This is a genomic window from Xanthomonas vasicola pv. musacearum NCPPB 4379, from assembly GCF_000277895.2.
GTDB classification, from domain to species: domain Bacteria; phylum Pseudomonadota; class Gammaproteobacteria; order Xanthomonadales; family Xanthomonadaceae; genus Xanthomonas; species Xanthomonas vasicola.
In genome coordinates, this window is sequence record NZ_CP034655.1 from 783,763 (window position 1) to 810,297 (window position 26,535).

Here is a 26,535-nt window from a genome sequence, read left to right on the forward strand (position 1 = left end):
GCCGCTGCGAATGCTGGGTCTGCCGAGGCGAGGCGGCGGACCCGAGCACAAGGCGCACTCTACGGAGTGCGCCTTTTTTCGTCCTGAAGAAACCGCCCGGCGAGCCGATAGACGGCAAGGTGCTCGCGCTGCTTTCACGTTTGCTGCACGTATGCTATGCCCATTCAGCTATGTCACGGGCGAGCGTGATTTCTCTGAATCATTAATCTGGAAAGTGCCATGATCAGAGACAATGCCGGTCTGTCCTTGGCCCCTGCAGCGAGCGGAAACCGATCTAGCAATGCACACAACGGTCCAAGCAGACAAATGGGATCGCTGGCGCCTGCCTTTGTTGGCGGTTGCCGTGTTCCTGATTGTGGTGGTGCCGTCGTTGCTACTGCAGCAGATGGCGCGCAACGCCAATCAGGCTGCGGTGTGGGTGTTGCATAGCCAGGAAGTGCAGGAAACCGCGCAGCGGCTGGAAGCGGCGATGCGCGATACCGAATCGGCGGCGCTGATGCGCTCGCACGGGGTGGAGCGCGAGGCGCTGCGTGAGCGCATGCGTCGCGGGCGACGCGAGTCGCTGGCTGCGGTGCAGCGCTTGATCGAACTGACCAGGGACAACCCGGCGCAGTTGGTGCGCATCGGGCGCATCCAGAGCACCATCGAGCGGCGTCTGCTGCTGGCCGATCGTATTGCAGTGACCACTGCGCCGGAGCAGATCCGCGCACTGATCAACGACATGACGGTAAACAACCCGATCCGTACGCTGATCGACGACCTGCAAAGCGCCGAAGGCCGTTTGTTGGCGCTACGCAATGCACGCGCCGAGACCGAGCGCATGCATTACGCGCTGCTGAGCTGGGCGACGCTGGCTGTGCAGCTGCTATTGCTGGGCACGGTGACCTGGCTGCTGCAGCGGCAGATCCGGCGCCGGCTGGCGGCCGAGCAGGAATACCTGCGCGCCAACGGCCGCGCAAGCTCGGTGCTGCAGACCGTGCGCGAGCCGATCGTGTTGCTGGATGCCAACCAACACATCGTGTTGCACAACCCCGCCTTCGCCGAACTCTACGGCCTGGAAGAGCGCGGCAACGAATCGATGGCGCTGGAGGATGTGGGCGAGGGCGTGTGGCGCGATACCCAGATCCATCAGCGGCTGGCCGACGTGTTGCTGCGTGGCCGCGAACTGTGGGATTACGAACATGAGCAGCGCGGCGCCGATGGCGTGCTGCGCACCATGTTGATCAACGCACGCCGCATGCCGCTGCCCGACACCACCGATGAAGACGTGGTGCTGATGACGGTGAGCGACATCAGCCTGCAAAAGAGCGCGCAGATGCGCATCCAGGAGCTCAACCGGCAGATGGAAGGCAAGGTAGAGCAAGTGTCTGAGGTCAACCGCGAGCTGGAAGCTTTCAGCTATTCGGTTTCGCACGATCTGCGTGCGCCGTTGCGGCACGTGGCCGGATTCTCCGACAAGCTGGCCCGCCATCTGGGCGATGCGGCCGACGAGAAATCGCGCCATTACATGGAAGTGATCAGTAGCTCGGCGCGACGCATGGCCTCGCTGATCGACGACCTGCTGGTGTATTCGCGCCTGGGCCGCAGTGCACTGCGTCTGCAGGCGGTGGACATGCAATCGCTGGTGGCCGAGACGCGCGCGATTCTGGATGCCAACGTGCAGAGCGAAAACACCGGCCACCGCGTGGATTGGCACATCGCGCCGCTGCCGGTGCTGGTGGCCGACGAAAACATGATGCGCCAGCTGTGGATGAACCTGCTCGGCAATGCGGTCAAGTACAGCGCCAAGCGCGAGGTGGCCAAGGTCGAGGTCACCTACACGCCGATGGCCGACGGCGGCCATCAGTTCAGCGTGCGCGATAACGGTGCCGGTTTCGATATGGAATACAGCGGCAAATTGTTCGGTGTGTTCCAACGGTTGCACAAGGCCAGCGAATACGCTGGTACCGGTATTGGTCTGGCCAGCGTGCGGCGCGTCTTGACGCGTCACGGCGGCCGGGTCTGGGCCGAAGGCGTCGTCGACGAAGGCGCCACGTTTTATTTCGTGTTACCCCCTGCGCTTGAAGCGCCCAACCAAGAGTTCAGTGTATGACCGCCATCCGTACCATTCTTTTGGCAGAGGACAGCCCGGCCGATGCGGAGATGGCGGTCGACGCCCTGCGCGAAGCCCGCCTTGCCAACCCCATCGTGCATGTCGAAGATGGCGTGGAAGCCATGGACTATCTGTTGCGCCGAGGCATGTTCGCCGACCGCGAGGAAGGCTTGCCGGCAGTGCTGCTGCTGGACATCAAGATGCCGCGTCTGGATGGGCTGGAGGTGCTCAAGCAGGTGCGCAGCGACGAGACACTCAAGCGCCTGCCGGTGGTGATCCTGTCGTCCTCGCGCGAAGAAAGCGATCTGGCCCGCAGCTGGGACCTGGGCGTGAATGCCTATGTGGTCAAGCCGGTGGATGTGGATCAGTTCTTCAACGCGGTCAAGACGCTTGGCACGTTCTGGGCGGTGATCAACCAGGCACCGGAGCTGGACTGAACCATGCCGCATGAGGGTGGCAATCTGGAGCAGCTGAAGATCCTTCTGGTGGAAGATTCACCGGAAGACGCCGAGCTATTGTCCGACCAGTTGCTGGATGCCGGGCTGGATGCGGCATTCGAGCGCGTGGACAGCGAGCCGTCGCTGCGCGCCGCCCTGGAGACCTTCCAGCCAGACATCGTGCTGTCGGACCTGAGCATGCCGGGTTTTTCCGGCCATCAGGCGCTGCGTCTGGTGCGCCAGAATGGTGCCACGCCTTTCATCTTCGTCTCCGGCACCATGGGTGAAGAGACCGCGGTCAAGGCGCTGCAGGATGGCGCCAACGACTACATCATCAAACACAACCCAACCCGTTTGCCGAGCGCGGTGATTCGCGCGATCCGCGAGGCGCGTGCCGATCTGGAACGCCAGCGCGTGGAAAGCGAGCTGATGCGCGCGCAACGGTTGGAAAGCCTGGCGATGTTGGCGGCCGGCCTGAGTCACGATCTGCGCAATATCCTGCAGCCGTTGTTGATCGTGCCCGACCTGCTGGCTGGGCGCACCGACGACCCGCAGCTGCGTCAGCTGGCCAATGTGGTGGCCGAATGCGGCCGGCGCGGGCATGAAATGGCCGAGTCGATGCTGTCGTTCGTGCGTGGTTCCAACAAGCCGCGCGAGCAGGTGTCCATCGCCAATCTGTTCCAGGCGGTGCAGATGCTGCTCAAGAGCAGCCTGCCCGACGGCGTGCGTCTGCAGATGGACACCATCGCTGCAGATCTGACCATCGAGGCCAACTACACCGAATTGCAGCAATGCCTGCTCAACCTGGGCTTGAACGCGATTCAGGCGATGCCGGCGGGCGGCACGCTGATCCTGACGGCCGATCGCTTTGACGACACGCGCGTGCGCATGAGCGTGGCCGACACCGGCGTGGGCATGAGCGATGAAACCCGTGCGCGCCTGTTCAGCCCGTTCTTCACCACCAAGGCCGATGGCACCGGGCTGGGGCTGATTTCGTGCAAGCGCATTATCGAGAGCTATGGCGGCAGCATCGTGGTCGATAGCCGGCTGGGTGAAGGCACGCGCTTCGACATGATCGTGCCAATGCGCGCGGTGTCGACGGCAGTGACAGAAACCGAACTGCCGCTCCCGCTTGGCCATGGGCAGCGTATTTTGTTGGTGGATGGCGAGGCCACGCGCCTATCCCTGCTGGGCAATGCACTTTCCAGCCAGGGCTATCAGCCGCAGTTGGCCAGCGATGGTGCCGCGGCGCTGCAGTTGGTGCAGCAGCACGCCATGCCGGACCTGGTGATCATCGACAGCGACATCATTCTGCTCTCGGCGGTGAGCGTGCTGCTGAGCATGCAGGAGCTGGGGTACCAGGGCCCGGCGATCGTGCTGGAAGATGTTGGCGCGCCGCTGCAGCGTTCGCATTTTCCATCGGATCTGCCGGTGCATGTATTGCGCAAACCGCTGGAAATGCGCCGGGTCTTTCGCGCCGTCTCGCACGCGCTGGAAGTGGCCTGACACCAGGTTTCTGCGGACTCAGTGCGTGCGTGGATAGGTGCAATGCGATTGCAACAGTTGACGCCTATGCCGGCCGCATGCGCGAATAACGCATGACCAAAGTGCTTCTCAGCCTCGGCAGCAATGTTCAGCCGACCCACTACCTGCGCTTGGCTGTCGCCGCCTTGCGCGCACGCTTTGGCCAGCTCGACGTCTCCCCCGCGTACCGCACGCCGGCGGTGGGCTTCGATGGGCCGGATTTCGTCAACAACGCAGTGGCATTGCAGACCGATCTGGAGCTGGACGCGCTGGATCACTGGCTGCATGCGCTGGAAGATGCGCACGGGCGCGATCGCAGCGGCCCGCGTTTCAGCAACCGCACCCTGGATGTGGATGTAGTGTTCTTCGGCAATTGCATCGTCGAAGGCCCCGGGTATCTGCGTATCCCGCGGCCCGAGCTCAAACACGCATTCGTGCTCAAGCCAATGGCCGATATTGCGCCGGATTTTATCGACCCGCTGAGCGGCCAAACGTTGGCAGCATTGTGGCAGGCGCATCCGCAGTACGGCAGCGCGTTCACGACGGTGGAGCTGGATGCGACTGTGCCGGAGGTGAGTGCGGCGCAGTAGTACCGTTCTGGCGGCTTTGCTGAGCGTGGTTGAGCAAGCGTGCGGGCAGCGATATGGCGTGCGAAACCTGTATGGCAGTGCCGCCTGCGATGTCGCAGCTGAGCTGATGCGCGCTGCTTAGATATCAATTCTCAGCAGCGAAAGCATGGTTAGCCGAAAACGCTGCTCAACTGAGCTGGCGGCCACCATCGACGTGCAGGGTCTGGCCGGTGACAAAGCTGGCGTCGTCCAGCAACCAGCGCACCGCTTCGGCAATTTCTTCCGGCGTGCCGATGCGCGCCAGCGGTGTGCGCGCGAGCAGCGCCTGCTTGGCTTCGGAAGACTTGCCTTGTTCCGGCCACATGATCGCCCCGGGCGCGACCGCGTTGACGCGCACATGCGGCGCCAGTTCCAGCGCGAGCGAGCGACTCAGCGTTTCCAGCGCGCTTTTGGACGCGCCATACAGCGGGTGGTTACGCATCGGCTGCTGCGCGTGCAGATCGGTGAGGTTGACGATGGCGCCGCGATGCTGACGCAACTGTTCTGCGGCTGCCTGGGCGATGAAGAACGGCGCGCGTGCGTTGACCGCAAACAAATCGTCCCATTGCGCTGTGGTGGCCTCGCCGATGGCGGTGGGGTAGAACGCCGAGGCGTTGTTCACCACGCCATCCAGGCGGCCAAAGGAGGCAATGCAGTCGGCCACCAGTTGCGCAGGTGCTTCGGGCAGGCGTAGATCGGCATGCAACGCCTGCGCACTATCGGCACGCTGTGCGCATAACTCGGCCACGCGCGCGTCCAGCACCTCAGCGGAGCGGTGCGCATGCAGCGCAACGCGGTAGCCGGCGGCGTGCAACGTGGTAGCGATCTGCGCGCCGATGCGGCGGGCGGCACCGGTGATCAACACCACCTTGGAACTGTCTGTCATGGCGTACTCGCTCGGCGTTGCGGAGGGCTCGGCTATCCTGTGCATTGTCCCCGCAACCGGTGCCCGCATGCACGCCGACCTTCCCACACCCGATCCGGACGCACTGGCGCACAGCGACCGGCTGGCTGCGCACTTACGCGCCGAAATTCAGGCCGCCGGCGGTGCAATTCCGTTTTCGCGCTTCATGGAGCTGGCGCTGTATGCGCCCGGCCTGGGCTATTACAGCGCCGGCGCGAGCAAGTTCGGCGAGGCCGGCGATTTCGTCACCTCCCCGGAACTGGGGCCGTTGTTTGCGGCCACTGTCTCTGGTGCGTTGGCGCCGGTGTTGCAGCAGCTCGGGCCGCAGGCGCGGGTGCTGGAAGTGGGCGGCGGTAGCGGCGCATTTGCCGAAGTCACGCTAAAGCGCTTGCTGGAGCTGGACGCGCTGCCCGAGCGTTACGCGATCCTGGAACCCAGTGCCGACCTGCGCGAGCGTCAACGCGAGCGGCTGGGGCGCAGTCTGATCCCGCCGGTATTCGATCTGGTGGAATGGCTGGATGCACCGTTCCCGGACGATTGGGATGGCGTGCTGTTCGCCAACGAAGTCATCGACGCATTGCCCACGCCGCGCTTCGCGCTGCGCGATGGCGAGGTGTATGAAGAAACCGTGGTGCTGGATGCGCAGCAGCAGTTCGCACGCGGCGAGCAACCGGCAGACGCCTTGCTGAGCGCGGCCGTGCGCCATCTTGAGCGCTATCTGGAGCAGCCGTTCGCCGATGGCTATCGCTCCGAGTTGTTGCCGCAGTTGCCGTACTGGATCCAGGCGGTGGCCGGCGGTTTGAAGCGCGGTGCGATGTTGTTCGTCGACTACGGTTACCCGCGTGGCGAGTTTTATCGTGCGCAGCGCGAGGACGGCACGCTGCGTGCGTTCTATCGGCATCGCATGCATGAAGATCTTTACCGGTGGCCGGGTCTGCAGGATCTGACCGCATCGGTGGACTTCACCGCGCTGGCAGAGGCAGGCACCGGCGCAGGTTTCGAGCTGGCCGGTTACTGCACGCAGGCGAGCTTTTTGCTCGGCAACGGGCTGGATGCATTGTTGGCGCAGGCCGATACGCGCACGGATGAAGTAGGGCGCATGCGATTGCGCGAGCAGATCAAGCGGCTGACCCTACCCAGCGAGATGGGTGAACGTTTTCAGGTGATGGGTTTCTCGCGCGATGTCGACTTTGCACCTGCGTTCCTCTCAGGTGATCTCACGTGGCGGTTGTGATCTCGGCGCTGCGGCCGTTTCAGCGGCCGCGCTTGTGGGTGGGCTTGTGGATCGCCGCAATCGTTGTGGTGATTGCCGTGTGTTTGGGGCCGCCGCCGGAGTTCCCGGAGTTGCCGTCCAACAGCGACAAGGCAGAGCACTTCATCACGTTCGCGTTGCTGTGTTGGGGAGCCGTGCAATTGTTCGCCACCCGTCGCGCGCTGGTGTTTGCCGCCTTCGGATTGGTGCTGCTGGGCATCGGCATCGAAATCGCGCAAGGCGCGTTGACCACCAATCGCAGCGCCGATCCATACGATGCGTTGGCCGATACCTTGGGCATTCTTGCCGGGCTATGCCTGGCGCGGACGCCGTTGCGATTTGTGATGTTGCGGATGGATCAGCGCATGTTTGGTCGGCGCTGATGATTAAGGAGCGTCATTAGCGGGATTAGCTAGCTGTCGGCAGCGGTGTGCATGTTCTCAATCTAGGAATGAAGGACATGCTGGCGTACCCATGTGTCCCGTGAGCTTCGCAATTCAAGCCAGGCAACTTGATAGCTTTAAAAAGCCACCGACTAACTATCTGGTGCGGTGCCCTTGCCGATTGCGGGCTCGTTGGCGGCATGGATGTCGCCAACCAGCCCCCATGGAGGCCCGGCCGCATTGGCCGAGATTATCGCCAGTGGCGCGCGCGATGCCGGCATGAGCATTACTTCTCGGCAACGTCGCGCGGCTGGCGGGGTAGACGTACAGATCGATGCGGTCAGCGCCGCCAACTTGTTCGGCTGGCTCGAGCGGTTGCGGCAAGCATATGGTGTAGTGCCGACACAGCTGAGCGTCGTGCGCGATCAGGGCCAACTCCGCGTACGCTGCAGCTTTGCGGAATCTGCGCCGTGACCCATTTGCGCTGGGCCTTGATCCTCCTGTTGATGCTGGGTGTCGCCTTGATCGCGTCGCTGCCCTTGCGCTTGGTGCTGCCACGCGAAGGGCTGCCGTTCTCGGTGCTGGACGTAGAGGGCTCCATCTGGGCCGGCACGTTGCGGCACGTGGAATGGCAGGGCATTGCGTTCGGCGATGTCGCAGTACGCCCGCGTCTCTTGGCGCTATTGCGTGACGAGTATCAGGTGCACCTACAGTCCCCGCAGCTGCAACTGCTGGTGGTGGATGGCGCGCAGTACGGCATTCGCAACGCACAGGGCGAGCTGCTGTTGCACCAGCCAGGTGGCGTGACGCTGATCGATCTGGTCGTGCAGCTGCAGCAGGTCGATTTGCTATTCGACGCCACCGGCTGCGTGCAGGCGCGCGGGCGGGTCAGCCTGCAACTGCTGGCGAGCGGCGAGGGCGACCTTCCCGGTCTGCCGCCGTTGCGCTTGTCCGGGCAGCCGCAGTGCGTGGATGACACCGCCGTGTTGACCCTCCTGCCAGATGCGGCGTTGCCTGGCGGCGTGCAGGTCGAGGTACAGCTGCAACTCTGGCGCGATGGACGCTGGCAACTGCAGTCGCGTGCCGATCCAGCGCAGGACGCCGTGCTGCGTATCGGGCTGCAATTGCTCGGCTTCGCTGCTGCCCCGAAGCGCGAGTTTCTGCGCAACGACCAAGGACAATTGCGCTAGAAGCGCGATGACTGGCTGCGTGCCGCAGCATCGGCCTTCTGCACCATTGGCGTGCATGCCCCACGGTTGATGTGTTCGTCACGGACGCTTGGATGGCGTGCTGACTCATCCTTTGACAACGTTGTCGTGGTGCAACGACGCAGAGTCATTACGGCACATGTTCGCTTGCGCGAATAGACGCGACACACGCTTTGGAACACACATGAGCGCGCTGCAAAGGACTGTGACCCAGCCCCGTTGATCGCAATGCCGCGACCGCGGCGTGGACTGCACACAATTGGTCTGGTCACCGAGAATTGGTCAGTGACTGGTCCTGTGACAACGATGCCCGGTACGCACCCGATATCCGTGCATGCACCGTTAAAGGTCAATAACGACGGGGAAAGGGCGCCTTATAAGAGAGCTATCAAACACTTTCGAAAGTGCCTGTTGACACGATCTTTTAGAGACCATAAGAATCAACTCCACTGGATTGGTACTTTCCAGTCAGGGCCGTTGATCAGCAATGGCATGCGGTGCCGGTCCTGGGAGGGAGGCGGCATCGGCACCCACGGGGGGCCGTGGGTGCTCGCAGACAACAGATCGCAGGCGGTTCCGGACGTCCGGAACTGGTGACCTGTGCGCGCGTAGTGGGTTGCCAGCGCCGGGATCTGTCATCGCTGATCGATCGGAATGCCAGTCGCGTTGTCGTCCAGCCATTCCACTCCAGGATCTCTCATGTCGCCTCTCCCGCGTGCCTCGCTGCGTTGTTGTTCGCCCTCGTCGCTGTCCCTTGCCATTGCGCTGTCGCTGCTTGCCTGCGGCGCCAACGCGCAGACACAGGACGCATCGTCGGCAGCATCGGCGCAGATCTCCCAGCTCGATACGGTCAAGGTCACCAGCTCGTACCAGAAGAGCCTGATCACCGCGATGGACAACAAGCGCGACGACGTGCGCATGACCGACGGCATCTCTGCGCAGGACATCGGCAAGTTTCCTGCCGAGAACATCGCCGAGGCGATCCAGCGCATTCCCGGCGTGCAGATCTCCACCATCAACGGGCGCGGTTCCACCATCAGTGTGCGCGGCCTGGGGCCGCAGTATTCGGCCACCACCATCAATGGTCAGGTGATCAAAAGCGCCGATTTCACCGATGGCTTCCGCTACGACATCATCCAGCCGGAAGTGGCCGCCGGGATCGAGGTGATCAAATCGCCGTCTGCGGACATGGATGCCGGTGGCTTGTCGGGCACGGTCAACATCAATACCACCAAACCCCTGGACTATCAGCAGACCAAGCTGTTGTTCTCGGCCAAGACCCAATACTCCGAATTTGCTGGCGGCTCGCCAACGCCCAAGGGCGTGCTGACCTATATCGACCAGTTCAAGTTCGGTGGCGGCGATCTGGGCGTGTTTCTCAGTGCGGGCTATCAGAAGCTAAAGGATCGCGCCGATTATCTGTGGATCGACCGTTGGTATACGCAAGCCACCGACGCGGGCACCTTGTATATCCCGCGCCGTCCGCGCTATCGCTCGATCGAGCGCGACACCACGCGCAAGATGTTCAACGGCGGCTTGCAGTGGAAGCCCAGCGACCAGCTGGAGATGAACCTTACTGCGCTGTATTCGCAGGACCGGACCGCCAACGACATGAACCAGCTGGTGTACTCGTTCGAGCGCAGTCCGCTGACGGTGCTGCAGACCAACGGGCTGACCGCCACACAGGTGTCGGCATCGGATTACTGGCTGGAAAACAATCACCAAATCGAACAGCACAATCTGTCCACCCAGTTGCTTACCTACGACTTCAAGTGGAAGGGCGATGCCTGGACGTTCAGTGGCGCGGCCAATTACACCCAGGGCAAGACCGACGAGAACGAGCGTGCCGCGATCCTGGGCCGGATTCCCTCGGCAACGCTGCTGGATACCTCCAATCCCGACGCAATCTCGCTGACCACCGATGCCGACGCCAACGACGCCAGCGCCTGGAACAAGGCCAATCTGGTGCGCAGCGAATATCCCAACGGTTCCATCCAGTCACTCAGCAACAAGGAATGGTCGCTCCAACTGGACGCCGAACGCTATCTGGACCTGGGTGCGTTGAACGCAGTGCGCTTCGGTGCCAAATACCGTCGCGAAACCTTCGATCGCGATGTGCGCCGGCGCGACTTTTTGTATCTGCTCAGGACCGGTGCGGTGTCGGGTTTCGACATGTTCCCGGAACTGTCGGCCGCCAGCAGCACGGTCAGCAACTTCCTCGACGGGCAACTGGCCTCGCAGGACAGCTGGGTCACCCCGGACATCGCCGCTTATGCGCGCTCGCTGGCGGCCGCGGGCATCACCGTGCCGGTGTTGTTTGCACCGCAGAGCAGCTACAGCATCGAGAACGACATTTCTTCGGCGTATGCGATGGCGCGCATCGACACTGACATCGGCAGCATGCGTTTGCGCGGCAACGTCGGCATGCGCTACGAAAATACCAAACGCACCACCGACACCTACCTGACGCAGGCGCAAGCCGCGAGCGACGACGCCAATATCGTGGTCGGCACCGCGCGCGCGCCGTACGAGTATTCCAACTGGTTGCCCAGCCTGAATCTGGTGTTGGACATGCGCGAAGACGTGCTGCTGCGCTTTGCGGCCGCCAAAGTCTTGGTGCGCCCGATTCTGGACAGCAATACCGCCATCGCCTCAACGATTTCAACCGGCACCAATACCGGCGGCACCACCACCTATGTCGTCACCCAGGGCCAGACCGATCTGAAGGCATTGACCGCCGACCAAGCCGACCTGAGCCTGGAGTGGTATTACGGCAACGGCGGTGCGCTGACCGTGGCCGGGTTCTGGAAAAACATCAAGAACGGAACCTTCAACAGCATCGTCTGCCCGGCCGCGTTCAACGGCACTGCGCTGTCCAGCAATGCAGCCGGCGACTGTGTGAGCAGTAACGGCGATATCTACGAGATCACCGCCACCACCAACGATCCGAGCAAGGTTAAGATTCGCGGTTACGAGCTGGGCTGGACGCAATCGCTGGATGCCTGGTTGCCGATCGATGGCTTCGGGTTCACCACCAATTTCACCCGGGTGATTCCGCAGCGCGACACCGATTTCAAGATCCGCAACCTTTCCGAACAGACCTGGAATGCCACCGCGTATTGGGAAAGCGAGCATTACTCGGCACGCGTGTCGCTCAATCATCGCAGCGAGTACGAACAGGACAGCAGCGACAGCTTCTTCGCGCGCGAAGGCCACATCATGAAGGCGCGCACGCAGCTGGATGCGGTGCTTGGCTACCAGGTCAACGACAAGCTGAGTTTTCAACTGGGCGGCCTGAATCTCACCAACCAAAAGGAAGAGGCGTACAAGGACATCCCCAGCCGCTGGCAGATGACCGGCGTGACCGGTCGCAGCTACTACCTGTCGATGCAGTGGGACATGCGTTGATGCTGAGGCAGCGCGCTTCGGGCCGCCATGCACAGCTGTGCGCGGCGGCCAGCAGTGAAGGTAACGGTGCTGGTGCAGGGGACGCGTGCCGTGCCGTGCTGGCAGTGCGGGCACCACGTGGCGTGCATGCACCGCAATTGATCAGGCGTTGCCATGCGCAGGCGTGAGTTCCTTGCCGGTAGCGTCTGTGCCTCATCGCTGCTTGGCATGCCTGCGCTGGTGTCTGGCGCCGCCGCCGACACCCCACGTGTCGGCACCAGCGCCAAGCCGCCTCCCGGGCCGCAGACATCCGCCACAGGGGCCGGCGGCCAATGGCTGGATCTGGACGAGGGATGGCGCTTTCATGCCGGCGATGTGCCATTTCCGCGCCTGCTGGGGCAGGACGAAACGTACGCCAATGGCAAGGCGGGCCGGGCCTGGGGCGCGGCGGCGCCGGACTTCGACGATACCGGTTGGCAGCAGCTGCAATTGCCGCACGATTTTGTCGTGGAGCAGCCGGTGCGCGCCGACGCCAACGTCGCGCAAGGCTATCGCCCGCGCGGTCTTGCCTGGTACCGGCGCACGTTCCGGCTGGAAGAGGCGGTGCGCGGCCAGGCGGTGGAACTGCGTCTGGACGGTATCGCCAGCCATGCCACGGTGTGGGTCAACGGCATGCTGATGGCGCGCAGTTGGAGCGGCTACAACGGGCTGGTGATCGACATCACGCCGGTCGCACGCTACGGCAATGCATTGAACAGCATCGCCATCCGCGTCGATGCCGAGGCCATGGACGGGTGGTGGTACGAAGGCGGCGGCATCTACCGCCACACCTGGCTGGTGCTGCGTGCGCCCCTGCATATCGCCGGCGACGGCTTGGCAGCGGTTCCGCGCGAAGGCCCGGGCGATGTCTGGCAGGTGCCGGTGCAGTTGGACCTTGTCAACAGTGGCGAGCAGCCCGCTGATGCGTGGGTCGAGGTCGTCTTGCGCGATGCGCATGGCGCTGTCGTGGCGCATGGTCAGACGCAGTTGAGGCTTGCCGCCTTCGCCACTGCACGGGCCGCGATCAGCATCGCAGTGCCACAGCCGCAGCGCTGGAGTGTGGAGACACCGGTGCTGTATCGCTTGCAAGCCGAGGTGCAGGGCGCAGACGGCCCCAGTGACCGTGCCGCGTGCGACGTCGGCTTTCGTAGCCTGCGCTTCGATGCCGACCACGGTTTTTTCCTCAACGGGCGTCCGCTCAAGATCAAGGGCGTCTGCCTGCATCAGGACCATGCCGGCGTTGGGGTGGCGCTACCCGATGCGCTGCATGTGTTTCGTCTGCAGCGGCTGAAATCGATGGGCTGCAATGCCATCCGTCTGCACCACGCAGTGGCGCCGGAACTGCTACAGGCCTGCGACCGTCTCGGTATGTTGGTGATGGCTGAGAACCGCCTGTTCAATCCTGCGCCCGACTATGTGGCGCTGCTGCGCAATATGGTGCGGCGCCAGCGCAATCATCCCAGCGTATTTTTGTGGTCGCTGCTCAATGAAGAGCCGCTGCAAGGCACCGCCACCGGGTACGCGATCATGGCGCGCGCCGCCAGCGCGGTGCGTGCGCTCGATGACACGCGCCCGATCACCGCCGGCATGAATGACGGCATGTTCGCCACCCGCGGCGGGGCCGATGTGGTGGACGTGCTCGGCTTCAACTATCGCCAGTACAACTACGACCGCGTGCATGCGGCACGTCCGCGCACGCCGATGCTGTCCAGCGAAGACACCAGCGCGTTTCAGACGCGTGGTGCATGGTTCACCGATTTGGACGCGCACGCGGTGGCAGAAGACGACAGCCTGGCTGCGGACTGGGGCAATACCCATCGCCGTGCCTGGCAGCTGATTGCCGAACGCCCGTTCGTCGCCGGCAGTTTTGTGTGGACCGGGTTCGATTATCGCGGCGAACCCACGCCGTTCGAATGGCCATCGGTCGGGTCGTTCTTTGGCATCATGGACCAATGCGGATTTGCCAAGGGCGCCTATTGGTTGCGCCGCGCTTTATGGATCGACGATGCGCCGGTGCTGCACCTGTTGCCGCACTGGAACTGGCCCGGACGCGAAGGTCAGCCGATCAAGGTGATGGCGTTCTGCAATGCCGAGCAGGTGGAGTTGTTGCTCAACGGTCGCTCGCTCGGGAAACAAGCGGTGGATCGTGCGCAATCGAATCAATGGCAGGTGGACTACGCGCCAGGTGTGCTCGAAGCGGTGGCTTGGCGTGATGGACGCGAAGTGGCGCGCACGCGTGTGGAAACCACCGGCGCGCCTATCGCGCTCAAACTCACCCCCGACCGCAGCGGACTGCGCGGCGATGGTCGCGATGCGCAACCGGTGACCTTGGAAGCGGTAGACGCGCAGGGGCGTCACGTGCCCGATTGCAATGCACTGCTGACGCTGCAGATCAGCGGCGGCCGGCTGCTCGGTGTCGGCAATGGCGACCCGAATGCGCATGCCGCCGATCAGAGCGTGCAAGTGGCGTTGTTCAACGGGCTGGCGCAGGCAATCGTACAAGCCGGGCGCGGCGCAGGCGTGTTACGACTGCAGGCCCGTAGCCCCGGATTGCGCGATGCAGTGCTTGAGATCGGCTGCATCTCAGTGCCGCTACCGGCGTCGGTGCCGATTGCGGCGCCGGTGATGGTGGTCGAAAGCTGGCGCCACACCGCGGCATTCGCGCAGCCGCCCGCACCGGACCTCCCGCGCCGTCCCAACGACAACAACAGCTGGAGCAATACGCTGCCCGGCACCTTGGAAAGCGCTCCCGAAGGTGCCGGCTATGTGTTGTACCGCACGCAATTCACCCCCTGGCAGGGCATGCAAACCCGCGGCGGCATACTCGACCTGGGCCGCCTCAGCGGGCCGGCGCAGGTATTTCTGGATGGCCGCGCAGTCGCCCAGGCAGCGGCCGGTACACCCATCACCGTGGCGCTTGCACCCACGGCAGGCGAGCGCACGCTGGCGGTCATTCTGCAGGTCGCTGCCGATCAACCATTTGGATTCCACGACGTCGTCTCCGTGCATTATCGGAACTCGCCATGACCGCCTCACTGTTTTCTCCATCGTCGCCTGCGCGCTTGTTCGCCGTTGTGCTGGGTGCGTTGCTCGCCACTCCGTTCAGCGTGCTGGCAGCACCGCCGGCGCAGGCGGTAGTGCAACGCCTGATCGGTGCGCGTGCCGCCCAGTTCGAGATGACCGTGGCGCCCCGCGGCGATGGCGCGGACTGGTATCGCATCGACGCCGGCGGCGACACGGTGCGTATTGCCGGCTCCTCGCAAGTGGCCTTGGCGCGTGGCGCCTATGCGTATCTCGGCCAGGTCGGTGCGGCGTCGATGAGTTGGGAAGGCGACCGTGTGGCATTGCCAGCACAATGGCCGGCCTATAGCAGCGGCCAGGTGCGCACACCATTTGCCCACCGTGCCTACCTCAACACCTGCACCTATGGCTACACCACGCCATTCTGGGATTGGCCGCGCTGGCAGCGCGAGATCGACTGGATGGCCTTGCATGGCATCGACATGCCGCTGGCGATGGAAGGCCAGGAAGCAATCTGGCAAGCGCTGTGGCGCGAGTTCGATGTCGGCGATGATGCGCTGGCGGAGTATTTCTCTGGCCCGGCGTTCACGCCCTGGCAGCGTATGGGCAATATCGAAGGCTATCGCGCGCCGTTGCCGCAACACTGGATCGATAGCAAACGCGTGCTGCAGCAGCAGATCCTGACGCGCATGCGCGAGTTAGGCATGCAGCCGGTGCTGCCGGCATTTGCCGGCTACGTGCCCAAAGCGTTCGCGCAGGCGCATCCGCATGCGCGCATCTACCGTATGCGCGCCTGGGAAGGCTTTCACGAAACCTATTGGCTGGATCCGCGCGATCCGTTGTTTGCCAAGGTCGCGCGGCGATTCATGGAGCTGTACACCCAGGCCTACGGCACAGGCGAGTTCTACCTGGCCGATGCCTTCAACGAAATGCTGCCACCCGTGGCCGACGACGGCAGCGACGTAGCCGCCGCCAAGTATGGCGACAGCATCGCCAATTCCGATGCCGCACGGGCAAAAGCGGTACCGCCAGCGCAACGGGATGCACGCCTGGCCGAGTACGGGCAGGCGTTGTATCGCTCCATCGCGCAAGTGAACCCGAAGGCGACATGGGTAATGCAGGGCTGGCTGTTCGGTGCAGACCGCGAGTTCTGGCAACCGCAGGCGATTGCTGCATTTCTCGGCAAGGTGCCCGACGCACGCTTGCTGGTGCTGGACATCGGCAACGACCGTTATCCCGGCACCTGGAAGGCTTCGCAGGCGTTCGACAACAAACAATGGATCTACGGCTACGTGCACAACTACGGCGCCAGCAATCCGCTGTATGGCGATTTCGCGTTCTATCGGCAAGATCTGCAAGCCCTGCTTGCAGATTCGGAAAAACGCAATTTGCGCGGCTTTGGCATCTTTCCGGAAGGCCTGCACAGCAACTCGGTGGTCTACGAATATCTCTACGCGCTGGCCTGGGAAGGCCCGCAACAGCCGTGGTCGCAGTGGCTCACGCAGTATCTGCGCGCGCGCTACGGCCGCAGCGATGCGGCCTTACTGAGCGCATGGTCCGATCTGGAAGCAGGCATCTACCAGACCCGCTACTGGTCGCCACGCTGGTGGAACAAGCGTGCCGGTGCCTACCTGCTGTTCAAGCGGCCGACTGCCGACATCGTTAAGTTCGACGATCGCCCCGGCGACCCGCAGCGTCTGCGTCGCGCGATCGATGCGTTGCTGCAGCAGGCCGAGCGTTATGCCGACGCACCGTTGTACCGATACGATCTGATCGAAGACGCGCGCCACTACCTGAGCCTGCAGGCCGACCGTCAATTGCAGGCAGTGGTGCAGGCCTACAACGCCGGCGACTTCGCACGCGGCGATGTACAGCTGGCGCGCATCACGCAACTGGTGCAGGGACTGGATGCGCTGGTGGGCGGTCAACACGAAACCTTGGCCGACTGGACCGGCCAGGCCGCCGCTGCGGCAGGCAACGATGCTGGATTACGGCGTGCCTATGTCGGCAATGCGCGTGCGCAGGTCAGTGTCTGGGGTGGCGACGGCAATCTTGCCGATTACGCGTCCAAGGCGTGGCAGGGCATGTACGCAGATTTCTATCTGCAGCGCTGGACGCGTTTCCTCAGCGCGTATCGTGCTGCACGCAAGGCCGGCACACCGTTCGAGGCGGCGGCCGTGGATCAGCAGCTTGCCACATGGGAACGCCACTGGGCCGATAAGGAGCAAGTGCCGAAGCGTCAGCCTCCACGCGATCCACTGAGCTTGCTGCAGACTCTGCTGGTGCAAGTGGATGCGCCCGCTCCAAGGCAAAGCGCTTCGCAGGATCAGGGGCAAGGCGAGCGGCAGGACGGCGCATACGGCGCCGCTCAAGGCACCGCGCAAGGAGCCGCGCAATGAACGAATCTCTATTGCAGATGGTGCTCATGCATAAGCGCAGTTGTGCGGATGTGAGAGCCCAGGCCACGAGACGTGCGTTTGCATGCCGCATCCATCTCGACGCCATGGGCGAGGGCGGGCAATGAGCGCACACACGCCCGCGGCTGCCACCGCAACTGCCACAACCACTGCAACCGCACCACCAAAACGCGAACGCTTCCTCTCGCTGGATGTGTTCCGCGGCCTGACCATCTTCCTGATGATTCTGGTCAACACCGCCGGGCCGGGCGCGCAGGCGTACGCGCAGCTCACCCACGCGGCCTGGTTCGGCTTCACCCTGGCCGATCTGGTGTTTCCTTCGTTTCTGTTCGCCGTTGGTAGCGCGATGAGTTTTGCGCTGGCAACCAACACGCCACCTCTGCAGTTCCTTGGCCGCGTGAGCAAGCGTGCTGTGCTGATCGTGCTGTGTGGCGTGCTGATGTACTGGTTTCCTTTCTTCCATCTGCAGCCCGATGGTGGATGGGCGTTCACGACGGTCGATCAACTGCGCCTGACCGGCGTATTGCAGCGAATCGGCCTGTGTTACCTGGCGGCGGCATTGCTGGTGCGCTATCTGCCACCACGCGGCATCGCGCCTGCCTGCGTCGCACTGCTGTTGGGCTATTGGGCGTTGTTGTATGTCTTCGGCCAACCCGGCGTGGAGCTGAGCAAGACCGGCAATGCCGGCACTCGCCTGGATCTATGGCTATACGGGCGCGCGCATCTGTACCGCAAGGACGGCGGCTTCGATCCCGAGGGCCTGCTCGGCACGCTGTCGGCCACGGTCAACGTGCTGGCCGGTTATCTGTGTGGGCGCTTCCTGCAGCGGCACGGCAAGACCATTGCCAGCACGCGCAGCTTGTTGTTGGCGGGCGCAGGTCTGGTGCTGCTGGCGCTGCTCTGGGCGCCGGCCTGGCCGTTGTCGAAGAAGCTCTGGAGCGGGTCGTTCGTTGCCTGCACGGTGGGCCTGGATCTGCTGGCGCTGGGCGTGCTGGTGTACCTGCTGGAGTTGCGCGGCTGGATCGGCGGCAGCGGCTTCTTCACCGTGCTGGGGCGTAACCCGCTGGCGATCTATCTGTTCTCCGAATTATTCGTGGTGGTGTTGCGGCTGATCCCGGCCGGCAACTCCGGTCTGGATTTGTACGCCTGGGCCGGCATCCGTGTGTTCCAGACCATTGCACCGGGTCCACTGGGGTCGCTGCTGTGCGCGCTGAGCTACACGCTGGTGTGCTGCGCCGTGGGTTGGTGGATGGATCGGCGGCGCTGGTATCTGCGGTTGTAATGGCGCCGGCCACCCCTACGATGCGCCAGGCTGCAAGGCACTGACCAGCTTTGGCCGCAACTGCCGGATGCCGACCAGCGTTGCGGTCCTTGGGTCGGGGCGGGGTAAGGCACGCTAGTGCGCACTTTGGAGTTATCCACGACCTGATGCGCGCGGGGCAAATTGGTACTATATTGGACCTAACAAATCCACGTCGGTCCGGAGGACAGGCAATGGCCAAACCGAGAACCAACGCCAGGATGGACGACGACCCCAGGATGGATGCGCTGGCGCTGGAGGTCTCTGCGCCTACCCCACTATATTTGCAATTGGCTGCCAAGCTCACCGACGCCATCCGTGGTGGTCAATGGAAGGCCGGCGAGGCGCTGCCGGCCGAGCGCCAGCTGTGCGAGCGGCTGCAGATCTCGCGCGTCACCCTGCGCCAGGCAGTAGATGTGCTGGTCGAACAAGGCCTGGTCTCGCGCCGGCAGGGCGCGGGCACCTTCGTCACCACCCAGATCCAGCACCAGCTCAGCGGCCTGACCAGTTTCAGCGAAACGCTGCGCATCAAGGGCTATGAGCCCGGCACGCGCTGGCTGGAGCGGCGGCTGCGCCCGGCACACGGCGAAGAGATCCTGCGGCTGGGCCTGTCGCCGGATGCGGCAGTGGCCTCACTGACGCGTCTGCGCAGCGCCGACGACCGCGTCATGGCCTACGAACATGCGGTGTTGCCGCAGCGCATCGTGGCCGACCCGCAGCAGATCGGCGATTCGCTCTACAGCTATCTGGATGCGCAGGGCACACCGGTGGTGCGCGCACTGCAGTACTTCCGCGCCATCAATCTGCCCGCACGGTTGGCCGAACATTTGCGCATGAAGACCGGCGAGGCGATTTTGCACGTGGTGCGCGTGGGCTATGCCCGTGACGGCAGCGCGATCGAATTGACCGACACCTATTGCCACAACGATTTCTACGATTTCGTCGCCGAACTGCGCCGCTGACGCCGACGGCATTCCTTACGACAACCTTGGAGCCAGCCGATCCATGACTACCGCCAGGCCTGCAAATCCCGTTGTCTCGATCGCCATCGTCGGCGTGCTGTTTTTTATCATCGGCTTTTTCACCTGGATCAACGGGCCGCTGATCACCTTCGTGCGGTTGGCGTTCGATCTCAACGAGGTCAATGCCTTCCTGGTACTGATGGTGTTCTACCTGTCGTACTTCTTTCTCGCGTTGCCGTCGTCGTGGATTCTCAAGCGCACCGGCATGAAGAAAGGCCTGGCACTGAGCCTGGTGGTGATGGCGGTGGGCGCAGCAGGCTTCGGCCAGTTCGCCACGCAGCGTTGGTATCCGGGCGCGCTGGGCGGCCTGTTCGTCATCGGTAGCGGCCTGGCGTTGCTGCAAACGGCGATCAACCCGTACATCAGCATCCTCGGCCCGATCGAAAGTGCTGCGCGCCGCATCGCTTTGATGGGCATCTGCAACAAGATTGCCGGCATCCTGGCGCCCATCCTGATCGGCTCGCTGGTGCTGCACGGTATCGGCGATCTGTCCGCGCAGGTGGCCAGTGCCGACGCGGCAACCAAGGAAGCTTTGCTGACTGCGTTTGCTGCCCAGATCCACGTACCGTATCTGGTAATGTCCGGGGTGCTGTTGCTGCTGGCCGTCGGCGTGCTGTTCTCGCCGCTGCCGGAGCTTAAGGCCTCCGAAGCCAACGCCACGCCGGGTGCAAGGGCCGGCGTGCAGAAATCCAGCATCTTCCAGTTCCCGCATCTGTGGCTGGGCGTGCTGTGCCTGTTCGTCTATGTGGGCGTGGAAGTGATGGCCGGCGATGCTATCGGCACCTACGGCCACGGCTTCAATCTGCCGTTGGACAGCACCAAGATCTTTACCTCCTACACCTTGGGCGCGATGTTGCTGGGCTATATCGCCGGTCTGGTGCTGATTCCACGGGTGATCTCGCAGGCGCGCTACCTGAGCGTGTCGGCGGTCTTGGGCGTGCTGTTCTCGCTTGGTGCCTTGTTCACCCACGGCTACGTGTCGGTGGGCTTTGTTGCCGCACTCGGCTTTGCCAACGCGATGATGTGGCCGGCAATCTTCCCGCTGGCCATTCGCGGGCTGGGCCGCTTCACCGAGATTGGTTCGGCATTGCTGGTGATGGGCATCGCCGGCGGCGCGATCATTCCGCAGCTGTTCGCCATTCTCAAGCAGCATTACGACTTCCAGGTCGTGTTCGCTGCGCTGATGGTGCCGTGCTATCTGTACATCCTGTTCTATTCGCTGCGCGGCCATCGCGTGGGCCTGCCGGCCCACGCCAAGTGATCGCGGCGGCATGATGCGTTCCGACGGACAAGGTACATCCATGCGCAGGCCCACCATTAAAGATGTCGCCGAACGCGCCAAGGTCTCGTTGAAGACCGTGTCGCGGGTGATCAATAACGAGCCGTCGGTGATGCAGGCCACGCGCGCGCGTGTGCTGCGCGCCATCGCCGATCTCGACTACGAACCCGATCCGTCCGCGCGCAATCTGCGCAGCGGTACGCCGTTCGTGATCGGCGTGGTTTACGACAATCCCAACCCGTACCACATCATCGGCATCCAAAACGGCGTGCTGGCCGCGTGCCGTGAAACCGGCTTTGGCTTGCAGATCCATCCCTGCGATTCCACCTCGCCGTTGCTGGCCGAAGAACTGGCCGAATGGGTGCAGCGTTCGCGTCTGGCCGGTGTGGTATTGACCGCACCGATGTCCGAACGCCCGGAGTTGCTGGCAGGTCTGGCGGCGCGCGGCATCAAGAGCGTGCGCATCATCGCTTCGACCGATGACCCGGGCGATGGCCCGTGCGTGTATATCGACGACCGCGATGCCGCGTATGAAATCACCGAGCATCTGATCCAGCTCGGCCATCAACGCATCGGTTTCCTGTGGGGTGGCCCGCAGCATCGCTCCAGCGGCGAACGCTATGCCGGCTATGAAGCGGCGTTGAAGGATTACGGCATCAGCCTGGACAAGCACCTGGTGATTCCCGGCGATTACACCTTCGACGATGGCTTCCGTGGTGCGCGTCGGCTGTTGTCGTTGCGCGAGCCGCCCACCGCCATCTTCGGCAGCAATGACGAGATTGCTGCCGGCGTGCTGGCCGCAGCCAAATCCACCGGCATGAACGTGCCGTATGAATTGTCGATTGCCGGTTTCGAAGACAGCCCGTTTTCGCGCCAGTCATGGCCGGCATTGACCACCGCCAAGCAGGCCACCGACGACATCGCGCGGCATGCCGCACGCCTGTTGATCAGCCAGCTACGCAGCGATGCCTACGACGACCAGCCCGCGCAATTGCAGAACCGTGGCTTCGTGCCGCAACTGGTGGTGCGCGGCTCCACCGCGCCGGCGCCTGCGTCCACCGGCAAACCTCTCCCCCCCGAATCCGCCTGAGCCACGATGAGCCTTCCCACCGAAACCGACACCTTGATGTTCCGCGAAGCGGCGCAGACTGCCGATGTGGTTGCTGCACAGTTCGCACGTAACGCCGACACCATCGCTGCGCTTGCGCAATCGCTGCGCGACAACCCGCCGCCGTTCGTGGTGACCTGCGCGCGCGGCAGTTCCGACCACGCCGCTACCTATGCCAAGTATCTGTTCGAAACCCAACTCGGCATCGTCACTGCGTCTGCATCGCCGTCGGTAGGCTCGGTGTATGCAGCGCCGCTGCATTTGCGTGGCGCGCTGTACATCGTGATTTCGCAATCGGGCAAAAGCCCCGACCTGCTGTGCAATGCCGAAGCCGCCAAGGCCGCCGGCGCGCGCGTCGTCGCGCTGGTCAACGTGGAAGATTCGCCGCTGGCGCAGCTGGCCGACGTGGTGATTCCGCTCGGCGCCGGCCCGGAAAAAAGCGTGGCCGCCACCAAGAGCTATCTCGCCTCGCTGGCAGCACTGCTGCAACTGGGCGCAGTGTGGAAGAACGACCCGGCGTTGCTTGCCGCGCTCGATGCATTGCCGCAGCAGTTGCGCAGCGCCTGGCAGGCCGATTGGTCCGCACTCACCGCTGGCTTGGTGCCCGCACACAACCTGTTCGTGCTCGGCCGCGGCCTGGGCCTGGGTGCGGCGCAGGAAGCGGCATTGAAGTTCAAGGAAACCTGCGGCCTGCATGCCGAAGCCTACAGCTCGGCCGAGGTCAAGCACGGCCCGATGGCCCTGGTGGGACCAGGCTTCCCGGTGCTGGTATTCGAGCAACCTGACGAAACCGGTGCCGGCACCCGCGTACTGGCCGAAGAATTCCGCGCGCGTGGTGCGCAGGTGTGGCTGGCCGCGCCCGGTGGCGATTTGCCGCTGGCAGAGGCCGCGCACCCGGCCTGCGCGCCGCTGCTGACCGTGCAGAGCTTCTATCGTGCGATCAATGCACTGGCGCTGCAGCGTGGCAACAACCCCGATCTTCCGCCGCATCTGAACAAGATCACGGAAACCGTCTAATCATGCACGCTCTCACGACTCAGGCACTGTGCAACGCGCGCGTGCTCACCGACAACGGATTGCAGGACGGCCTGGTCGTGGTGCTGGCTGGCACGCAGATCCAGGCGATCGTACCGGCCGACGATGCGCGCGTTGCGCAGGCCGACACGCGCGTGGATCTGGGTGGCGCCACCTTGTTGCCTGGCTTTATCGACATCCAGGTCAACGGCGGCGGCGGGGTGTTGTTCAACAACGCACGCGACCCGCAGGCGCTGGCGGCCATCGCCGCTGCGCATCGTCGTTTCGGCACCACCGGCATGCTGCCGACCTTGATCAGCGACACCGCGCAGGTGATGGCCGAAGCGATCGACGCCACTCGCCAGGCCATCGCACAAGGCGTGCCCGGCGTGCTCGGCATCCATCTGGAAGGCCCTTACCTCAGCCCTGCGCGCAAGGGCACGCATGACGAACACAAGTTTCGGCTGCCGGACGCGCATGAGATTGCGGTCGACACCTCGCTGGACAACGGCGTCACCTTGATCACGCTCGCCCCCGAGCGCGTGCCGCTGGATGATATCCGCGCCTTCGTTGCCGGCGGCGCGATCGTGTTCGCCGGCCACACCGCGGCGACCTATGAGCAGGCACGCGACGGCATCGCCGCTGGCGTCAGTGGCTTCACGCACGTGTACAACGCGATGTCGCAGCTTGCTGGCCGCGAACCCAATGCAGTCGGCGCCGCGCTGGAAGACTCCAATGTGTGGTGCGGTGTGATCGTCGATGGCGTGCACGTGCACCCGGCCAGCCTGCGCGTGGCGCTCGCGGCCAAGCCACGCGGCAAGCTGTTGCTGGTGACCGACGCCATGCCGATGGTCGGCAGCGACAGCCCCAGCTTCGATCTCTACGGCGAAGCCATCACCGCTGTGGACGGCGTGGTGCGCAATGCAGACGGTGCGCTCGCCGGCTCCGCACTGGACATGGCCACCGCCGTGCGCAACAGCGTGCGCTGGCTCGGCGTGGACCTGGCCGAAGCCGCACGCATGGCCTCCACCTATCCCGCGCAATGCATCGGTCTGGGCGAACGCCTGGGGCGCATCGCACCCGGCTACCAGGCCGATCTCGTGCTGGTGGATGCCGACGTGCAGGTGCTGGGCACCTGGATCGCTGGGCAACGCGACTAAGAGCGGCTAACAATACGACTGCGCTCACCGCCAGGCGGGCGCGGCCGGTGCTCGGAATCGGCATGTACCACGCGTCCACTGCGGTTCTGAGCGCGCCGTCCGCGCCCACCTGACAGCTGCTCGCAACGTTGTGTTAGCCGCTCTAAATCCGAAGGACGGACAGCTGCGCGCGCTGGCAGGCGACGCAGCCGTCGCGTACGAGTTCGGCTGTCGCTCGCTCTGGTCAGTGTACCCAACACGTGGTCATCGGGCATGGACGTGCTCGGCGACGTGCTTGCTGGCGATCATGATGGTGCCGGATCAGGGAGCGGCGCGCGCGCATAGCCGCCGCTATGGTTCGGACTGCACCGAGGTCGATGCTGCTGCCGATACCGCCACTGCCACTGCCACTGCTGAGGGGGGTGGGCACTGGCGGCGCGCGTCGGCGGTGATGGTGCATGCCTGCTCGTGCTGCTCCGATGCCGGAGCGCTCGGCCTGGACAACGGAGAGAGGCATCCCGACTCCGCCCTTTGCACGTTACGGTCAGCTGGGTCTGGATTTCCTTGCTGCGGCGCGTCGCGTGCTGCGGCGCGATGGACTGGTGCGCCACTGAGACGGCAGGGCCGATCCGCTGCCGGTGCGGGGGTCGTGATGCGGTGGCGGGAGTGCCTGCATGGTCATGCCAACCGGTCGTGCATGTTCGTCCATATGCAGGGTCACCGCCTTGGCTGTGGCCAGTTGCTCGGCCAGCGCCTGGCTCGCGCCAAGGGAACGGGCGATCTCGCTGCGCTCCACATTCTTCAAGGCCGTACGGCGCTCTTCACCGCTGAAGCGGAGGCGGTTGTATTCGGCCCATCCGATCAGCAACGCGGGACAGCAGATCAGCAGGCCCGGTAGCGCCACGACCATGAACGGGTCCAAGGATCGATCCTGTCCGTGCGCTTGCACCCAGGTCAGTCGTCCGTTCAACAGTTCCCAGAGCGTGGATGCCAGCGGTGCCCACAGCGAGAGATAGATGCCCCAGCCGGCCAGGGTCAGAATGCTCCAGGCGACACGTTTCAGAAGCGACTGCTGATGCGGTTTCCGTATCAGGTGCGAATTGAAGCGCTCCGTTTCAGGCTTGGTCGCGTCCGTGTGTGGGGCTTTCATCGGATTCCCCGGTCCGGGCTGACCCAGATTGCGCGCTTGCCGCGGCGCGTGAGCAGGGTCTTGGGCAAGGCGACCACAGTCGTGCACAGGCTGAGCAACCAGTATGCGATTGGGTACCAGATCACCCAGAAATAGTTGCGGCCGATTCCTTTTTCGTAGCGACGGTCGATGATCAGGCTGCTGGCGAATTGCAACAGGCAGACCAGCACCATGGCCGCCCCGTGCCATTGCGGCAGCAGTCCGTGGATGCTTACCGCTGTCGGCAGCGCAAAGAATTGGCGTGGCGCCCACAAGACCGCGATCAACACGATGCTGTAAGCCCACAGGACGCTCAGGATGTATTCCAGCAGCACGCCCCACATGCGTCGTTTGCGCCAACTGAACAGAGAGCGGCCATGGCGCAGCAGCACCTCCACGCCTCCCTGGGCCCAGCGCAGGCGCTGCCGCCACAAGCCCTTGAGGGTTTCCGGCATCAGGATGAAGCACAGCGCATTGGGCTCGTAGCGGATGTCCCAGTGATCCAGCTGCAAGCGCCAGCTGATGTCGATGTCCTCGGTCATCATATCGTCGGCCCAGTAGCCGATGCGGTGCAGCGCGGTGCGACGGAATCCCGCGATCACGCCCGACACGGTGAAAATACGGCCGTAGACGCGTTGCGCGCGCTTGATCATGCCGATGATCGAGGAGAACTCGGCTACCTGCAGCCGGCCTAGCAGGGTCGAGCGATTGCGGATGCGTGGATTGCCGGTCACCGCGCCCACTCGTGGACTGCTGGACAGGTGCCAGATCATCCAGTGCATGGCGAATTCTTCCAGCATCGCATCGCCATCGATGCAGATCAGGTACTCCGAGCGCGCGGCCAGCGCACCCATGCGCAGCGCGTTGGCCTTGCCCAGATTGCGGTCCAGATGGATCACGCGCAGACGCGGATGCTGCGCCGCCAGTACATCCAGGCGCGCGCCAGTATCGTCGCGGCTGCCATCGTTGATGGCGATCACCTCGAAGTCCGGGTAGCGCTGGGCCAGGGCGCTGCCGATGGTCTCGTCCAGATTGTCCGATTCGTTATGGCAGGGAATCAGCAGGCTGGCGGACGGGTACTGGCCCATTGGTGGTGGGTCGTTGCGTGGCCGCGACTTCCGCTCGCGTCGGAAGAAGTAGTACAGGCCGCCGGAGATCCAGAAGAACGCCATCATGATCGGATAGAAGAAGGCGAACTGGAACAGGCCGTACAGCCATGCGGACGTGTCCATG

General features: G+C 63.8%; 19 protein-coding genes, 1 other RNA gene and 1 pseudogene. 18 read left to right on the forward strand and 3 right to left on the reverse strand.

All coding sequences use genetic code 11. The annotated features are described in order from the left end of the window. The first annotated feature begins 280 nt into the window (after nt 1-280). The 4 genes from KWO_RS03655 (at nt 281) to folK (ending at nt 4,643) form a co-directional block, all read left to right on the forward strand. The gene (locus KWO_RS03655) at nt 281-2,092 is read left to right on the forward strand and encodes a sensor histidine kinase (protein ID WP_010376265.1); all 1,812 of its coding nucleotides are present in this window, start codon (nt 281-283) and stop codon (nt 2,090-2,092) included. Further along, entirely contained in the window at nt 2,089-2,529 is a 441-nt protein-coding gene (locus tag KWO_RS03660) for a response regulator (protein ID WP_003482689.1), read from the forward strand. Before KWO_RS03655 ends, KWO_RS03660 begins: the two co-directional genes overlap by 4 nt. 3 nt (nt 2,530-2,532) lie before the next feature. Next, nucleotides 2,533-4,035, forward strand: a complete 1,503-nt coding sequence (locus KWO_RS03665) for an ATP-binding response regulator (protein WP_010368207.1) — start codon at nt 2,533-2,535, stop codon at nt 4,033-4,035. 92 nt (nt 4,036-4,127) lie between these two features. Then, nucleotides 4,128-4,643, forward strand: a complete 516-nt coding sequence (folK, locus tag KWO_RS03670) for a 2-amino-4-hydroxy-6-hydroxymethyldihydropteridine diphosphokinase (RefSeq protein WP_010376269.1) — start codon at nt 4,128-4,130, stop codon at nt 4,641-4,643. Nucleotides 4,644-4,809: 166 nt separating this feature from the next. On the opposite strand, the gene KWO_RS03675 is transcribed toward folK, so the two are convergent. Beyond that, complete coding sequence (locus tag KWO_RS03675; protein ID WP_010376270.1) at nt 4,810-5,547, reverse strand: pteridine reductase; 738 nt, start codon at nt 5,545-5,547, stop codon at nt 4,810-4,812. On the opposite strand from KWO_RS03675, the gene KWO_RS03680 reads away from it, so the two are divergent. The 14 genes and pseudogenes from KWO_RS03680 (at nt 5,546) to KWO_RS03745 (ending at nt 24,294) form a co-directional block, all read left to right on the forward strand. Beyond that, nucleotides 5,546-6,799: a class I SAM-dependent methyltransferase gene (locus tag KWO_RS03680; RefSeq protein WP_017113054.1), complete on the forward strand. Its 1,254-nt coding sequence runs from the start codon at nt 5,546-5,548 to the stop codon at nt 6,797-6,799. The genes KWO_RS03675 and KWO_RS03680 overlap by 2 nt on opposite strands. Then, nucleotides 6,787-7,200 carry a VanZ family protein gene (locus KWO_RS03685; protein ID WP_010368203.1) on the forward strand — a complete coding sequence of 138 codons (414 nt, stop codon included), beginning with the start codon at nt 6,787-6,789 and terminating at the stop codon, nt 7,198-7,200. The genes KWO_RS03680 and KWO_RS03685 overlap by 13 nt, the downstream gene beginning before the upstream one ends. 228 nt (nt 7,201-7,428) lie before the next feature. Next, nucleotides 7,429-7,674, forward strand: a pseudogene (gene gspM / locus KWO_RS03690) (type II secretion system protein GspM); the annotation flags it as partial. A 5-nt stretch (nt 7,675-7,679) separates the two neighbouring features. After that, nucleotides 7,680-8,390, forward strand: a complete 711-nt coding sequence (gene gspN, locus KWO_RS03695) for a type II secretion system protein N (protein ID WP_026112901.1) — start codon at nt 7,680-7,682, stop codon at nt 8,388-8,390. Nucleotides 8,391-9,107: 717 nt separating this feature from the next. After that, the gene (locus KWO_RS03700) at nt 9,108-11,816 is read left to right on the forward strand and encodes a TonB-dependent receptor (RefSeq protein ID WP_010368199.1); all 2,709 of its coding nucleotides are present in this window, start codon (nt 9,108-9,110) and stop codon (nt 11,814-11,816) included. A 153-nt stretch (nt 11,817-11,969) separates the two neighbouring features. Next, on the forward strand, nt 11,970-14,861 hold the full coding sequence (gene galA / locus KWO_RS03705) for a beta-galactosidase GalA (protein ID WP_010376278.1): 2,892 nt from the start codon (nt 11,970-11,972) through the stop codon (nt 14,859-14,861). Next, nucleotides 14,858-17,254: an alpha-N-acetylglucosaminidase gene (locus tag KWO_RS03710; protein WP_010376280.1), complete on the forward strand. Its 2,397-nt coding sequence runs from the start codon at nt 14,858-14,860 to the stop codon at nt 17,252-17,254. The genes galA and KWO_RS03710 overlap by 4 nt, the downstream gene beginning before the upstream one ends. A 121-nt stretch (nt 17,255-17,375) precedes the next feature. Continuing rightward, nucleotides 17,376-18,554 (forward strand): acyltransferase family protein, encoded by a 1,179-nt coding sequence (locus tag KWO_RS03715; protein WP_017113051.1) that lies wholly within the window; start codon nt 17,376-17,378, stop codon nt 18,552-18,554. A 257-nt stretch (nt 18,555-18,811) separates the two neighbouring features. Further along, on the forward strand, nt 18,812-19,534 hold the full coding sequence (locus tag KWO_RS03720) for a GntR family transcriptional regulator (protein ID WP_017115456.1): 723 nt from the start codon (nt 18,812-18,814) through the stop codon (nt 19,532-19,534). A gap of 43 nt (nt 19,535-19,577) precedes the next feature. Next, nucleotides 19,578-20,855 (forward strand): sugar MFS transporter, encoded by a 1,278-nt coding sequence (locus tag KWO_RS03725; protein ID WP_010368190.1) that lies wholly within the window; start codon nt 19,578-19,580, stop codon nt 20,853-20,855. A 40-nt stretch (nt 20,856-20,895) separates the two neighbouring features. Continuing rightward, nucleotides 20,896-21,963, forward strand: a complete 1,068-nt coding sequence (locus KWO_RS03730) for a LacI family DNA-binding transcriptional regulator (RefSeq protein ID WP_010376289.1) — start codon at nt 20,896-20,898, stop codon at nt 21,961-21,963. Nucleotides 21,964-21,969: 6 nt separating this feature from the next. Next, a complete protein-coding gene (locus tag KWO_RS03735) occupies nt 21,970-22,998 on the forward strand; it encodes an SIS domain-containing protein (protein WP_010376290.1) in 1,029 nt (342 codons plus the stop codon). Between the two features lie 2 nt (nt 22,999-23,000). Beyond that, nucleotides 23,001-24,155 carry an N-acetylglucosamine-6-phosphate deacetylase gene (gene nagA / locus KWO_RS03740; protein ID WP_010368187.1) on the forward strand — a complete coding sequence of 385 codons (1,155 nt, stop codon included), beginning with the start codon at nt 23,001-23,003 and terminating at the stop codon, nt 24,153-24,155. Between the two features lie 62 nt (nt 24,156-24,217). Beyond that, nucleotides 24,218-24,294: non-coding RNA, sX9 sRNA (locus KWO_RS03745), on the forward strand. A gap of 384 nt (nt 24,295-24,678) precedes the next feature. Here the strand turns inward: KWO_RS03745 and pgaD are convergent. Both pgaD and pgaC read right to left on the reverse strand, forming a co-directional pair. Then, nucleotides 24,679-25,284 carry a poly-beta-1,6-N-acetyl-D-glucosamine biosynthesis protein PgaD gene (pgaD, locus tag KWO_RS03750; RefSeq protein WP_010368185.1) on the reverse strand — a complete coding sequence of 202 codons (606 nt, stop codon included), beginning with the start codon at nt 25,282-25,284 and terminating at the stop codon, nt 24,679-24,681. Continuing rightward, complete coding sequence (gene pgaC, locus KWO_RS03755; protein WP_010376293.1) at nt 25,281-26,534, reverse strand: poly-beta-1,6-N-acetyl-D-glucosamine synthase; 1,254 nt, start codon at nt 26,532-26,534, stop codon at nt 25,281-25,283. The genes pgaD and pgaC overlap by 4 nt, the downstream gene beginning before the upstream one ends. Nucleotide 26,535: the final 1 nt, after the last annotated feature.